Origin of the sequence: Microbacterium deminutum (assembly GCF_039530205.1) — a bacterium.
Classification (GTDB): domain Bacteria; phylum Actinomycetota; class Actinomycetes; order Actinomycetales; family Microbacteriaceae; genus Microbacterium; species Microbacterium deminutum.
Window position 1 is genome coordinate 37,413 of the sequence record NZ_BAAAOG010000005.1, and the last position, 12,516, is coordinate 49,928.

At 67.3% G+C, this 12,516-nt stretch carries 16 protein-coding genes; 6 read left to right on the top strand and 10 right to left on the bottom strand.

The annotated features are described in order from the left end of the window. The first annotated feature begins 267 nt into the window (after window positions 1–267). A complete protein-coding gene (locus ABD212_RS13115; protein ID WP_344095334.1) occupies window positions 268–396 on the top strand; it encodes a hypothetical protein in 129 nt (42 codons plus the stop codon). 85 nt (window positions 397–481) lie between these two features. Here ABD212_RS13115 and ABD212_RS13120 read toward each other — a convergent pair whose 3' ends face one another. From ABD212_RS13120 to ABD212_RS13130, 3 genes are read right to left on the bottom strand one after another with little or no spacing between them, the layout of a single operon-like run. Next, window positions 482–1,960 (bottom strand): phytoene desaturase family protein, encoded by a 1,479-nt coding sequence (locus ABD212_RS13120; protein ID WP_344095336.1) that lies wholly within the window; start codon window positions 1,958–1,960, stop codon window positions 482–484. Window positions 1,961–1,962: 2 nt separating this feature from the next. Then, complete coding sequence (locus ABD212_RS13125) at window positions 1,963–2,475, bottom strand: SRPBCC family protein (protein WP_344095338.1); 513 nt, start codon at window positions 2,473–2,475, stop codon at window positions 1,963–1,965. 9 nt (window positions 2,476–2,484) lie between these two features. Beyond that, complete coding sequence (locus ABD212_RS13130; RefSeq protein ID WP_344095340.1) at window positions 2,485–2,655, bottom strand: hypothetical protein; 171 nt, start codon at window positions 2,653–2,655, stop codon at window positions 2,485–2,487. Between the two features lie 298 nt (window positions 2,656–2,953). Between ABD212_RS13130 and ABD212_RS13135 the strand changes: the two genes are divergently transcribed. Beyond that, window positions 2,954–3,247: a hypothetical protein gene (locus ABD212_RS13135; RefSeq protein WP_344095341.1), complete on the top strand. Its 294-nt coding sequence runs from the start codon at window positions 2,954–2,956 to the stop codon at window positions 3,245–3,247. Between the two features lie 28 nt (window positions 3,248–3,275). On the opposite strand, the gene ABD212_RS13140 is transcribed toward ABD212_RS13135, so the two are convergent. Then, window positions 3,276–3,623 carry a hypothetical protein gene (locus tag ABD212_RS13140; RefSeq protein WP_344095343.1) on the bottom strand — a complete coding sequence of 116 codons (348 nt, stop codon included), beginning with the start codon at window positions 3,621–3,623 and terminating at the stop codon, window positions 3,276–3,278. Beyond that, window positions 3,623–3,883: an HAD family hydrolase gene (locus tag ABD212_RS13145; protein ID WP_344095345.1), complete on the bottom strand. Its 261-nt coding sequence runs from the start codon at window positions 3,881–3,883 to the stop codon at window positions 3,623–3,625. Before ABD212_RS13145 ends, ABD212_RS13140 begins: the two co-directional genes overlap by 1 nt. 291 nt (window positions 3,884–4,174) lie before the next feature. Between ABD212_RS13145 and ABD212_RS13150 the strand changes: the two genes are divergently transcribed. Then, the gene (locus tag ABD212_RS13150; RefSeq protein WP_486341488.1) at window positions 4,175–4,516 is read left to right on the top strand and encodes a DUF7882 family protein; all 342 of its coding nucleotides are present in this window, start codon (window positions 4,175–4,177) and stop codon (window positions 4,514–4,516) included. Window positions 4,517–4,542: 26 nt separating this feature from the next. Next, the gene (locus ABD212_RS13155) at window positions 4,543–5,622 is read left to right on the top strand and encodes a fatty acid desaturase family protein (protein ID WP_344095634.1); all 1,080 of its coding nucleotides are present in this window, start codon (window positions 4,543–4,545) and stop codon (window positions 5,620–5,622) included. Window positions 5,623–5,785: 163 nt separating this feature from the next. Here the strand turns inward: ABD212_RS13155 and ABD212_RS13160 are convergent, their stop codons facing one another. The 4 genes from ABD212_RS13160 to ABD212_RS13175 form a co-directional block, all read right to left on the bottom strand. Further along, complete coding sequence (locus tag ABD212_RS13160; protein WP_344095349.1) at window positions 5,786–6,580, bottom strand: shikimate dehydrogenase family protein; 795 nt, start codon at window positions 6,578–6,580, stop codon at window positions 5,786–5,788. A gap of 176 nt (window positions 6,581–6,756) precedes the next feature. Beyond that, complete coding sequence (locus ABD212_RS13165; protein ID WP_344095351.1) at window positions 6,757–7,167, bottom strand: hypothetical protein; 411 nt, start codon at window positions 7,165–7,167, stop codon at window positions 6,757–6,759. A gap of 117 nt (window positions 7,168–7,284) precedes the next feature. Beyond that, window positions 7,285–9,195, bottom strand: a complete 1,911-nt coding sequence (locus ABD212_RS13170) for a potassium transporter Kup (RefSeq protein WP_344095353.1) — start codon at window positions 9,193–9,195, stop codon at window positions 7,285–7,287. Between the two features lie 162 nt (window positions 9,196–9,357). Next, window positions 9,358–10,146, bottom strand: a complete 789-nt coding sequence (locus tag ABD212_RS13175; protein WP_344095354.1) for a CPBP family intramembrane glutamic endopeptidase — start codon at window positions 10,144–10,146, stop codon at window positions 9,358–9,360. 225 nt (window positions 10,147–10,371) lie between these two features. Between ABD212_RS13175 and ABD212_RS13180 the strand changes: the two genes are divergently transcribed. Next, window positions 10,372–11,058 (top strand): response regulator, encoded by a 687-nt coding sequence (locus ABD212_RS13180; protein ID WP_344095356.1) that lies wholly within the window; start codon window positions 10,372–10,374, stop codon window positions 11,056–11,058. On the opposite strand, the gene ABD212_RS13185 is transcribed toward ABD212_RS13180, so the two are convergent. Then, a complete protein-coding gene (locus ABD212_RS13185) occupies window positions 11,030–12,187 on the bottom strand; it encodes a sensor histidine kinase (RefSeq protein WP_344095358.1) in 1,158 nt (385 codons plus the stop codon). The two genes, ABD212_RS13180 and ABD212_RS13185, sit on opposite strands and share 29 nt — an antisense overlap. A 93-nt stretch (window positions 12,188–12,280) precedes the next feature. On the opposite strand from ABD212_RS13185, the gene ABD212_RS13190 reads away from it, so the two are divergent. Beyond that, window positions 12,281–12,508: a hypothetical protein gene (locus ABD212_RS13190; RefSeq protein WP_344095360.1), complete on the top strand. Its 228-nt coding sequence runs from the start codon at window positions 12,281–12,283 to the stop codon at window positions 12,506–12,508. The last annotated feature ends 8 nt before the right edge of the window (window positions 12,509–12,516 follow it).

The window sequence follows — 12,516 nt, forward strand, 5'->3', positions numbered from 1 at the left end:
AACAGGGCGTCGCGACCTTCCCGGTCGGGGTTGCGAATAACCGGCCCCGCGACGAGAATCACTCCCTTCGACACCGGTGGCCATGGATCACCCCGGCGGCGTGCGCAAGGCATCAGACACCCCGATCCGTCAGAGCCGGTCGCATGTCATGCAATCAACGCCACGACACCGCCGGTCGAGCGGGTGTTGTCAAGCCCGCGTGAGGCGAGGGGCACACCGCGTAGGGTTGTCGAGCGGCGCCCAGCGCGCCGGGAATCGAGCGTGATCGTGAAAGAGAGTGCCGACCCCCGCAACACCCACGGCCAGCCCGATGCCGACACCACTCCCGGCGAGGTCCACGAACTGCCCGACACCACGGACGAGAATGGCCGACCCGTGGACAACCCCTCCGGCTGACGGCGGAGCGATGCTCGCAGGGCCGGGCGCGGGGCGAGCAAAGTAGGCTACGCCCCGCGGCCCGATCGATAGCCCGGGCGTCTGATCAGGCGCCGATCGAGAGGTCGGGCAGGGCACGGCTGCCGAAGTCGTGGCGAAGCGCCGAGAGCGCTGCGAACCAGCCGGCGAGCCCGTGAACGCCGGGTCCTGGCGTCGTGGATGCCGAGCACAGATAGACTCCCGCCGCAGGGGTGCGCCACGGGTCGCGGCTGACAACGGGACGCCGGATCAGCTGAGCCAGGTTCGGAGTTCCGGCGGCGATGTCGCCGCCGGGATAGTTCGGGTTATGGCGCTGCACGTCGATGGCTGTGGCGGATGAGGTAGCCAGGATCGTGTCTCGGAAGCCTGGAGCGAACCGCTCGATCTGGCGGATGACGACGTCTCGGCGATCGCTGCGATCGAGCGCGGGGACATGAGTGTAGGCCCACAGTGTGTGGGCGCCTTCAGGCGCCCTCGTGCTGTCGAACACAGACGGCTGCGAGATGAGCACGTAGGGAGAGTCACTGAGGCGACCCCGTGCGACTTCGCTCTCCGAAACCGCAATCTCTTGCCGAGTACCTCCCAGATGCAGTGTTCCGGCGTCGTGCAGCTCTGGGCGCTGCCATGGCACCGGCTGGGAGAGGGCGAAGTCGACCTTTGCGACCGCGCTTCCATACCGGAACCTGCGAACCGCGAGCGCGTATCGGGTGGGGAAGCGGTCGCCACCGATCCTCAGCAGGGCGTGCGGGGTGACGTCCAGCAGCGTCACCCGAGATGTGGGCAGTTCGTCGAGGCTGTTGATCAGGATGCCCGTCACGACGCGACCGCCATGTGACTCCAGGTCCGCCGTCATCGCGTCGGCGATCGACTGACTGCCGCCGACCGGGATCGGCCATCCCTGGGCGTGTGCGTAAGCAGTGAGCGCGAGGCCGGCACCGGCGGCAGCGAGACTGGGGAGGGGAAGGATGGCGTGCGCTGCCACCCCCGTCAGCATCGAGGGTGCGGCGTCGTTCTGAAAGCGGGCGTTCCACACCGGGGAGCCCTGTTCCAGCGTCGCCGAAGCAAACAAGGCGGCAGTGACGGGGTGGGGAGGAAAGCGGAGCAACGACGACCCGGTGAGGTCCGCGACCTCCCTGGCTCGGGCTGCCAAGGGGCCGACGAGCCTGCGGTACGCCCTGCCGTCTTTGCCGAGCGCGCGCGCCGTGCGGGCCAGATCCCGGTAGGCGATCCCTGCCCGGCCGCCGTCCAGGGGATGGGCGAAGGGGATGTCGGGCGTGATGAAGTCGATTCGTCTGCGGAGTTCGAACTCACGGAAGAATCGTGACTCGAACGCGAGCGGGTGAACGGCTGAGCAGACATCGTGGCGGAAACCCGGGAGCGTGAGCTCGGCTGTCGACGATCCACCGCCGGCTCGTTCTGATTGTTCGAAGACGCACACGGTCAGGCCTGCGCGGGCGAGGGTGACGGCCGCAGCGAGTCCGTTCGGCCCAGCACCGACGACGACGGCGTCGAACTCGGTCGCGGGTCGGTGCGTCCGTGCGGGCATCCTCAGGCCACCATGCCCCGCGAGCCGACGGCGAGATCGCCGGAGGCCTCACGTTCCGCGGTCGTAGGGGCCGGCGCGTCCTCCGGGATGCCTTCGGCCAGGTAGGCGAGTCGATGCAGCGTCTCCGTGTTCCTCCACCACAGCAGGATGTCGATCAGTGGCCGGGGGATCCATCGCACCGGCCCCGCGACCGCCTCTTCCTGGATGCGGACGACGCATCCGCTCGCTCGCGCCTTGACGTCGATCGTCACGAGGGCTTCGCCCAGCGGCCACCCGGTGGGGCGGATGCGCATCCGATGCGGCGGGTTCCACTCGATCGCGTGGGTTTCATCGTTGATCAGCGCCGGCCAGACGCCCAGAGAGTGGCGCAGCTGGGAACCCGGCTCCGGCCAGGAAACGTCCACGTCCCGCATCCGGGTGGCTCCGACGACCCAGGAGGGGTAGAGCCAGCCGTTGGCCAATACCCGAAATACCGCTTCAGGCCGACACTGAAGTACGCGCACGTTCACAGACATCTGCGGGCGTCAGTCGCTGTCGGGGGTGGTGAGGGCGTCGTCGGCGGCCGTCATCGCTGCGGCGCCTTCCTCGGGCGATTCGGAACCGGCATCCGCTGCGGAGTCACGTTCTTCGATCTGACCGTCCGGCGCACTCTTCTCGCTTGCACGATGCGTGCCATCTGGCATGTTGTCGCCCATCTCAGCCTCCTCTGTTCGGTCGGGTCATTGCCGCGGTCCTGCCGCTCGCGGGAACCTCACTCTGCCACCTGCATCCCGCATTGCGGCGGGCTTGCAACGCCGGGCGGGACGTGCAGACCCGGCCACTGCGCAGGGCTCGTCGCGACCGACCACCCGACGTCGCGCCGGTCGCTGGCGTCCCTGACCGGGGCGTCGGCCTGCCCCCCTGCTGCCATTCGCTGGTCGGAGCGCGAAGCATCGGGTAGCCTGGGGTGGTTGCCCCAGACCCCGGCACGAATGTCTCGTGAGGGGATGAGGAATGAAGACGATCCATGTTGCGGGCGGTTCGTTCTTCACGGCGACGGAAATCGCCGACGCGCTGATGTCCTACAGTCTGGAACTCGCGCGTGCAGAGTCGCTGGATGTCGTGGAGATTCCGTTCGTCGATTCCGACGGAGCGGTGGCCCGTGCGCAATTCCGCGTCGGCTGGCGGATCGACACGATCGTGACTTCGACCGCCGGGGATCCGGACGAGCTTGTCGACGTGGACGCGACCTTCGCGATCATCGACAAGACGCAGATGCTGCAGGCTCGACGCTGGGAGCACGACTAGCTCTACGGCAGAGAAACGACCGGTCACGTCAGAGTTCGAAGTCGGGCCATTCGCGCGCAGGCAGACCTTTGCGGATCTCAGCGACAGAGGATGGCATCCCCTGTGTGCGCAGGGTGACCGCTTCTTCACGAAGGTAGGTGACGAGGACCTCGTCGGTGACTTCTTCATGCTCGGATTCTTCGGCGTCGGAGATGAGTTGGCTGGATGGGCCGACGAGCATCTCCGACCGGCCAGGGGAGCCGTCGTCGTTCACGGTGGGGATCTGCACGGTCGCCGAGCCGTTCGCCTGCGCGAGTGCCTGGGCATAGCCCAGCAGTGCATGCGCGATCGCCGTGCCCGTGATCACCGAGTGCCCGGCGTAATGGAGTCTGTCCATCACCGTGCTCCACTCATCGTCGGCGACGGATGCCTCGCGTCGTTCGCGGCCACTGGGCCGTCGATCGCATCGTCTGCGTCGAGGACCTTCAGGAGGCCGGCCAGCTCATGCCGCGGTGGGGATGTCGCCAGCGCAGTCGGGTGGCCACGGTGGGCCGGCTCGGCGAGCAGCTCTTGTGCGCCGAGCATCGGGCGGAGCCGGTCGGCCAGACCCGCGTAGTGGCGGACGTGCTCATCCTTGGCGTGCCCGTGAGGGGTCATAACGCAAGCAAACGCCAGTCCGCCTGCCGGAGAGGGGGGCTGGTGGAATCAGGAACATTGTGCAGTCGCGGAGCGTGCTGCACCGGCCACGACGTCGCCACCCGCGCCGGCACCGCAGCGTTCGGCCCCCACGGGCGGCCCTTGATGCACGCCGCCTGCGAGATGTCAATCCTGCCGGACGGGATTTGCCCATTCGGCTGCATCCGTTAGCTTCAAAGGAAGTTGCCCCAGACCTCGGCCGACTCCACCCTCAACGGATCGTGGATGCGCAGGACGGGAGCAATCATGGGGATGTTCAGGTATGGCTCTCCGGTGCAATCGCGAGAATTCGACGATCGAACGCTCGCACACCTGGCGGTCGTCATCAATGACAAGCTCCGTCGTGGCGAGGCATTCTCGTTCTCGTTCACGGGCGACGGGGGCCCCGCGACCTGCTGGGTATCGCGAGAGGTTCCGCTGAGGTTCGACTTCGACGACTCCGCGCAGGTCTCCATCAACCGCAAGTGGGTGCTCGTGCTGGAGCGTGCCTCCCAGACCGGTCAAGGCCTTCGGGTCGTGCCCGAGCCCTCCAACAGGCCGCCCCTGAGCGCCCCGCGCCCCGCCGCGGAACTGAGGAAGGCCGTGCGCTCGTGACCGTCACGTCGACTTCCGCCTCGCCGATGGCCGCGACCGGTGCGCGCGTCATCACGGGTGCCCGCACGAACGGGTCGAGTGATTTCACCGAGCTGGCCGCGCGGATCCGGGACACCGGTCTGATGCGTCGTCGATACGGCTACTACTGGGCAAAGCTCTGCCTGGTGCCCTTGGTGCTCGCCGCCGCGATCGTGGCATTCATCTGGATCGGCGACAGCTGGTGGCAGCTGTTCACCGCTGCGGGGTTCGCGGTCATCTTCACCCAGGTCGCGTTCCTCGGCCACGACGCCGCCCATCGCCAGATCTTCGTATCCGGCCGGTGGAACGACTGGGTCAGCCTGATCATCGGAGACCTCTTCGTGGGGATGAGCGTCGGATGGTGGCGTCACAAGCACACTCGTCACCACGCCAACCCCAACAAGGAGGGTGCGGACCCGGACATCGATCTGCCTGTGATCTCGTTCACTCCCGAACAAGTGACCCGCCGACGGAACCCGGTCACCAGCTGGCTGATCAGCCACCAGGGCGCGTTCTTCTTCCCGGTTCTCCTGCTGGAAGGCATCTCGCTCCACGCCTCCGGCATCGCGCGTGTGCTGCGGCGTGAACCCATGGACCGGCGCTGGGTGGAGATCGTGTTCCTCGCCGCTCGGCTCGGCGGGTTCATCGCCCTGGTGTTCGCAGTGCTCTCACCCGGTATCGCGGTGGTCTTCCTCGCCGTGCAACTCGGCTTGTTCGGGTTGTACATGGGAGCCTCATTCGCCCCGAACCACAAAGGCATGCCGCTGGTGCCCGCCACCGTGAAACTCGACTTCCTGCGCCGCCAGATCCTGATGAGTCGCAACATTCGGGGAGGGCGGTTCGTGGACATCTTCATGGGCGGACTGAACTACCAGATCGAACATCACCTGTTCCCGTCGATGCCCAGACCGCACCTGCGCCACGCCGCCCCTATCGTCCGCGCCCACTGCAAGCGACTCGGCATCCCCTACACCGAAACCAGCCTCATCACCTCCTACCGGATCGTGCTGAGGTACATCAACCGTGTCGGACTTGGCGAGCGCGATCCCTTCGACTGTCCGCTCATCGCCGAACGGCGCGCTTCCTGAGGTCGCCTGAGCTTCAGCGAGATCATGGCGACGGCATACGAATGCCCGCTCGTCAGCCGCGCCAGGATCTCGCCGCGTCCGAGGCCGCGAACATCCCCGAGCTGCTCGAACCTCATGACCCGACCCGGATGCGGCGCCTCGCCGTGTGAGGACATCGGCATAGCTACGTGTGCAGAAGGAAGTCGGCCATGAGGTCCTGTACGGCTTCGACCATGTGATCGCCGTTCGCGGTGCTGCAGCCGATCTGCTGCGCGGCGGCGAGAAGCGGTGTCATCCCGTGTCCCGCGATCACGTCACCGACGAACATCGAGGGCGACAGCAGGGCGGTGTCGAGGGGGAGCGGATCATCCTCCTCCAGACCGAGCGGGGTCGCGTTGAACACCAGATCGAACCCGGTCGGGTCGGCGCTGCCGGAACTGAGCCGACCGGCGCCGACAGCGGCCAGCTGATCGGCGAGGGCCGCCACCCTGGCCGGGTCGGCGTCATGGACGACGAGTTCGCCGACGCCGGCGTCGAGCAGTGCGTGCGCGATCGCGCTGCCCGCCCCGCCCGCCCCGACCAGCAGCGCGCGCGCCCGCTCGATCTGTGCGCCGTGGTCCTGCTGCGCTTTCACGAACGCGAGGCCGTCGAGCATGTCGCCGTGCCAGGTGGCATCCGGGTTCCGACGCATCACGCTGACCACCCCGAACAGGCTGGCGCGTGGGGAGCTCGTGGCGCAGTATCCGAACGCGGCGAACTTGTGCGGCATGGTCACGAGGATGCCGTCCACGTTGCCGGACGCCGACAGACCGGCCATGACGACGCCGAGTTTGTCGACCGGCACTTCCAGAGGCACGCAGATGCCGTTGTGGCCGCGTGCCCCGAGCGTGCGGGTCAGCCACACCGGTGACCGGACGTACCTGACGGGGTCTCCGATGATCGGAATCAGGCGCGACGCGCCGCTGAGGTGATCCAACACGTGACTGGCGGCCTCTCTCCAAAGGCGGAGCCCCTCGACCGGAGCCGTTCCCGATTGATGATCATGCGGCGCACTGTGTCGTCGGTGCTGAATGCAGTCTCCCCCACCTATCGCGGGGTCCATGGATGCGGCGCGATCGCGACGTGACCGGAGCCGCATATGCGAGGTGCCCGTACCTATTGTCCGCGTGAGGCGTCGTCCACGATGTGTTTGGTGAACTCGTCCGTGAGCCGTTTGGTCGCCGCCTGCTTCTCGGCGATGTTGTCGGCGGTCGCCGACTGCCATTCGGTGGCCAGCCGGTCTTCCAGGTCGCGAATCTGAGCCCGGATCGACTCGCTCGCCTCCGCGTTGGCATTGCGGACCACCCGCACGGCGCTGTCGATGATCCGCCGCTCGAGCAGCACCACGATGCCGACCAGGAGCAGCGTGGTCCCGACATTGGCCATCACGCCGGCGACGTAGCCGGCTTGGCCGGCAGCCGGCGCCACCAACGCCCCGATCAGGATGGCGGCGAGGCCCAGCAAGAGGCATCCGACGAACCAGCCCCACCGGATGCGGATGCGCGTCGGGGTCGGGGTTTCGTTCATGCCACAAGCGTATGCGGCCATCAGGGGGCGCTCGTGAGGGGAGGCGGGGTCCGTCAGGGACTTCACTCGGGCGCGACGGGGAGGTCATGCCCGGTTGCGGCGCCCCCGGCGTCCTCATCAGATCTCGACGCGTGAACCCATCAGGATGGTCCGGTCGGGCGGCAGGTCGAAGTAGCCGGCGGCGTCCGCGGCTCCGCGAGCGGTGGCGAGGAAGAGCGACTTTCGCCAGCGGGCCAGGCCCGCCACATTTCCGGCGTGGAGATCGATCGTTGAGAGGAAATAGGAGGCGTCGTCGAGATCGAGCGGGATCTCCAGGTCGTCTGGGTTCAGCATCCGCAGTGTGGCGGGAACTTCGGGGCGCTCCATGAATCCGAACCGGGCCCGCACCAGAACCACGCCGTCATCGGTGTAGTTGAGGGCGTCCGTGCTGAGTCGTTCCTCCGCCGGCACCGTGGGCGTCTGCGCGGTCTCGATCGAGAGGATGATCACGTTCTGGTGCAGCGATCCGAGGCGCTCCACCGTGGATCGCATCGCCAGTGGTGTGGTCTTGTCACCGCGGTTCAGGTAGACGGCGGTGCCGGGCACCCGCACGACTCCGATGCTGCCGTCATGGATCGCGGTGAGGAAGTCGGCGAGCGGGCCTTCCGCGTGTTCGCGCTGTTCGGTGACGATCTGTCGTCCGCGGTACCAGGTCATCAGGATCAGGAAAGCGACCACGGCGATCGCCAACGGCAACCAGGCGCCGCTAGCGAGCTTCGTCAGGTTGGCCGCGAAGAACAGTCCTTCCAAGGCGAGCAGCAGCCCTCCGCCGCTGATGACAGCCCACAGGGGCGCGCGCCAGGTTTCGCGCGCGTAGTACAGGAACAGCGTCGTGGTGATGAGGATCGTGCCAGTGACAGCCATCCCGAAGGCGTACGCCAGCGCCGACGATTGCCGGAACGTGAGAACGAGCACGATCACCGCGACCAGCAGCAGCCAGTTGATCAGCGGAACATAGATCTGACCGATCGTACGCGCCGAGGTGTGCTCGATCCGCAGACGCGGGAGATACCCGAGCTGCACCGCTTGACGGGCGACCGAGAACGCCCCGGTGATCACGGCCTGCGACGCGATCACGGTCGCTGCGGTGGCGAGGACCACCATCGGCAGCTGCAGCGGACCGGGGACCAGCAGGAAGAACGGGCTCGCGACCGCGGCTCGGTCGTTCAGGATGAGGGCCCCCTGGCCGAAGTAGCTGAGGATGCAGCTCGGGAAGACCAGGATCAGCCAGGCACGCGCGATCGGCATGCGTCCGAAATGTCCGAGGTCGGCATACAGGGCCTCGGCTCCGGTGATCGCGAGCACCACCGCGGCCAGTGCGAAGAACGCCATCGCGGGGTGAGTGACCGCGAAAGCGAGCGCATAGGTCGGCGAGAGCGCCAAGAGGATCTCGGGCTCCCGCGCGATTCCCAGGATGCCGAGCGCACCGATCGCGAGGAACCACACGACCATGATGGGGCCGAACAATCGGCTCACCGCGGCTGTGCCGAAGCGCTGCGCCGAGAAGAGCACGATGATGATGACCACGGTGATCGGGATGACGAACGCCGCGAGCGGCGGAGCGGCCACCCGCAGCCCTTCCACCGCTGAGAGCACCGAGATGGCCGGCGTGATCATGCTGTCGCCGAAGAACAGCGATGCCCCGAAGATTCCGAGGGCCACCAGCGCCATCTTCGTGCGCCGCCTGCCCCCGATCGTCTTCTGGCCGACGAGGGTGAGCAGCGCCATGATGCCGCCCTCGCCCTCGTTGTTCGCGCGCAGGATGAAGCCGACGTACGCGATCGTGACGATCACGGTCACCGACCAGAAGATCAGCGACACGATGCCGTACACGCTCTCCGTCGAGAGGGGGACCGGGTGCAGATCCTCCGGATTGAACACCGTCTGGATCGTGTAGATCGGGCTGGTCCCGATGTCGCCGAATACGACTCCCAGGGCGCCGACCACCAGGGCGGCCCTGGCGAATCGGCGCGTCTGCGCTGCTGTCATCCATACAGTCTGGCGCCAGCAGGCCGGCGACACCCGGAGCAGTTCGATTCCTTCGACCACGAAACAGTTGGGGTCGCGCGGCTTTCATCCCCTCCGTGCCGCCGGCATCGAAGCCCCGAGATCCCCTTGAACACGGGGACCTCGGGGCATCCGCCATTCGAGTCACCGAAGGACGAGCAGCAGGAGGAGCACGGCCAGGACGACGCTCTGTGAGCTGTGCGCGATGATCCCGAGGAGCGCGCTCTGGTAACGACGGGATGGCCAGGACAGGATGAACGTGTTCACCAGCCTCCCCGGGATGGCCCACGGCACGTGCAAGTGGTACAGCGCGAACAGGACCCCGTTCGCGAGCCAGTCCAGCCGGCCGAACACCCCTCGCATCCGGGGAAGGAGGAGCCCGCGGAAGAAGAGCTCTTCGCCGAGCACGGTGTTGAAGAGGAACATGACGAGCGCCAGCGCGAACCAGGTCCAGTTGCCCGAGAAGAACTCCTGCCCGACAGCTGAGTGAAGGAAGTCTCCCAGATCGCGCCCCGCCGGCGCCGGCAGCTTCGGCAGCTCTTCCCTCGCGTAGACAAGGAGCGACAGCGGTATCGCCCACAGCCACAGGAGGCCGCCCTTGCGGCCGGTCTTGGGACTCTGCGGTTCCCGAAGCCAGAGCGCATCCTTGAGCACCGACCAGCGGAGAGTGCCTTGCTCACGGTGTACGAGGATCAGCACCAGAGCGAACTGCCAGATCAGGCCGGCGGTGAGGGTGAGCAGGATGGCCTGGGGCCACGCGGCCGGACCCTGGATCACCGAAGCCAGCCACGGAGCCGCCAGCCAGGCGAGCGCGGCCATCGGCAGGGCGGCTCCGGCCCAGACGCCCAGGATCTGCGCCAATGAGTACTGCGGCAGGGGGTTCGGCCTCGTACCGACCTGGGCGGCCGCGCGGGGTTTCATCGTGGTTGTCATGACGGGGACTCCTCGGGAGACTTGTACGCTGGAGCTCATACTGCGGCGCCCCAGAGTGGTGGTGAACGTGATACAGCCGACGCTATGGACGAGACCGTGGGCACCGCGTCGTCGAAAGGCCTTGAACGTGGCGGCACCATTCGACGAAAGCGGGTCCTCCTTTCGGAGGAGGCTGATCGGCGCCCCGATCCGCCGCGCCCGCTCGCACCGGGCTCTGGCGCACTGATGACCATCCGCGCTCTGCTCGTCGACGATCAGTCGATGGTGCGAGCTGGACTGCGGATGCTCCTCTCAGGCGAGCCGGACATCGATGTCGTCGCGGAAGCCGGAGACGGCATTGCGGCGGTCGCCCAGGCCGCCCGCGTGAGGCCGGACATCGTCTTGATGGACATCCGGATGCCGGAGCTGGACGGGCTCGAGGCGACCAGGCGGATCCTTGCCGCTGATCCGTCCGCACGCGTCCTCGTCCTGACGACGTTCAACCTGGACGAGTACGTCTACCAGGCGCTGCGGGCCGGCGCCAGCGGGTTCGTTCTGAAGGACGATCCTCCGGAGCAGTTGATCTCGGCGGTTCGGACGATTGCAGCGGGCGACGCGCTCCTCTCGCCCGCCGTGACGAAGAAGGTCATTCGCCAGTTCGCCCGGCTCCACCGGCATCCCACACCGCCTGCCGTCGGCACACTCACCTCTCGGGAGCTGAACGTCTTCGAGCTGCTCGCCCGCGGACTCTCCAACGCAGAGATCGGCAAGGCGCTGTTCATCAGCGAGACGACTGTGAAGACCCACGTGACGCGCGTGCTGCAGAAGCTCGACCTCCGCGACCGCGCGCAGGCCATCGTTCTGGCGTACCAGAGCCGTCTCTTCGAGGACGACGACGACCCGATCACCGGTCCAGCGGAAGCCGGGCACTGAGCACGAAACCGCCTTCCGGGCCCGGGCCGGCCGCCAGCTCGCCACCGTAGATCTTCACACGCTCGCGCATGCCCACGATGCCATGGCCGAGCCCGTCGCCGGGCTGCGGCCCATCGCCGTCGTCGCGGATCTCCACCCTCAGATCCCAAGGTGCGTACCGGATCGAGACGTCCGCGCGACTCGCGTGCGCGTGCTTCAGCACGTTCGTCAGGCCCTCTTGTGCGATCCGGTACACGGCGAGGTCGATCGGGTCCGGAAGCGGTATGGGCTCGCCGTGCACTTCCAGCCGAACCGGCAGACCCGCCTCCCGGACCTGGTTCAGCAGGCCGTCGAGCCCCGCCATGCCTGGCTGGGGACTGAGCGCGGCTGCTTCGTCGTCGCGCCGAAGCGCACCCAGCAGGTGCCGCATCTCGGAGAGCGCCCTGCGTCCGGTCTCCTCAACGCCCCGCAGTGCTTCCTTCTCGTCAGCGAAGTCGTCACCGAGTCGGTGCCGGACGGCACCGGTCTGGAGCACCATGACGCTCACCGCATGGGCGACGATGTCGTGCAGTTCCCTGGCGATCCGCGCCCGCTCTTCTGCCACTGCGATCCTCGCGGAGGCCTGGCGGTCCCGCTCGGCGCGGCTCGCCCGGTCCTCCGCGGCCGCGACCTGGTCTCCGCGTTGTCGCACCGCGAACCCCAAGAACCAGCAGACGCCGAAGAGGAGCGGGATGAACACGAGTTGACTCGCCGTGTGCGTCGTTAAGTTGTAGACCACGATCGCGACACCGCCGACGACGACCGCGAGGCCCAACTGAGCCTGCGGGAGATTCGGCAGGCTCCCCAGCAGGAACGCGACAGCCATCGCGAGGATGAAGAGGCCTGTGGTGAGCGGGATCAACTGGCCATCGATGAACGAGACCCCGACCGCGAGAAGCCAGTACGCGATCAGAGCACCGAACGGGAAACGCCGTCGCGCGAACAGCGGAAGCACGATGAGCCCGATCGCCGCGACGCGGAGCCAGCGCATCTCCTGCGGAGCGTCCGATGCGGTGGGCTTGACGAGCACCTCGATCATGGCTGCGGCGGTCAGAAGAACGATCAAGAGGTCGAGCCCGTTGCGGCGGGCGATCAGCAAGATGCGTCTCACATCGCCGAAAATACTCCGCGCACCGACCCGCCGCGTCCTCCTCGAGGACGACCTCCGTAGCGCCTGTCGACCGGCTCCGCGTACGCTCAGCGCATGGCCGTACCCGAGGGGCGCGAGAGCTTCTACATCATTCGGACCGAACCCCAGTCGTGGCTGCTGCTCATCGTCGGGGTCGGCCTCACCGCAGCCTCTCTGACGCTGTACCTCACCACCGACAACGGAGTCGGGCAGCTTGTGATGACGATCCTGCTCGCGGCGGTTGCGGTCTACTCCGCCGCATGCGTGGTGTGGCATCGTCGCCGCCGAACGGGTGCGCGCTGACAGCCCTC

Bases quoted from the DNA above. Each gene is read 5' to 3' on its own strand.
- ABD212_RS13135 (WP_344095341.1), top strand. From the start codon at position 2,954: ATGAAGACGATCCATGTTGCGGGCGGTTCGTTCTTCACGGCGACGGAA.
- ABD212_RS13165 (WP_344095351.1), bottom strand. From the start codon at position 7,167: ATGAACGAAACCCCGACCCCGACGCGCATCCGCATCCGGTGGGGCTGG.
- ABD212_RS13190 (WP_344095360.1), top strand. From the start codon at position 12,281: ATGGCCGTACCCGAGGGGCGCGAGAGCTTCTACATCATTCGGACCGAA.
- ABD212_RS13125 (WP_344095338.1), bottom strand. From the start codon at position 2,475: ATGTCTGTGAACGTGCGCGTACTTCAGTGTCGGCCTGAAGCGGTATTT.
- ABD212_RS13155 (WP_344095634.1), top strand. From the start codon at position 4,543: ATGGCCGCGACCGGTGCGCGCGTCATCACGGGTGCCCGCACGAACGGG.
- ABD212_RS13170 (WP_344095353.1), bottom strand. From the start codon at position 9,195: ATGACAGCAGCGCAGACGCGCCGATTCGCCAGGGCCGCCCTGGTGGTC.
- ABD212_RS13150 (WP_486341488.1), top strand. From the start codon at position 4,175: ATGTTCAGGTATGGCTCTCCGGTGCAATCGCGAGAATTCGACGATCGA.
- ABD212_RS13120 (WP_344095336.1), bottom strand. From the start codon at position 1,960: ATGCCCGCACGGACGCACCGACCCGCGACCGAGTTCGACGCCGTCGTC.
- ABD212_RS13175 (WP_344095354.1), bottom strand. From the start codon at position 10,146: ATGACAACCACGATGAAACCCCGCGCGGCCGCCCAGGTCGGTACGAGG.
- ABD212_RS13140 (WP_344095343.1), bottom strand. From the start codon at position 3,623: ATGGACAGACTCCATTACGCCGGGCACTCGGTGATCACGGGCACGGCG.
- ABD212_RS13180 (WP_344095356.1), top strand. From the start codon at position 10,372: ATGACCATCCGCGCTCTGCTCGTCGACGATCAGTCGATGGTGCGAGCT.
- ABD212_RS13145 (WP_344095345.1), bottom strand. From the start codon at position 3,883: ATGACCCCTCACGGGCACGCCAAGGATGAGCACGTCCGCCACTACGCG.
- ABD212_RS13130 (WP_344095340.1), bottom strand. From the start codon at position 2,655: ATGGGCGACAACATGCCAGATGGCACGCATCGTGCAAGCGAGAAGAGT.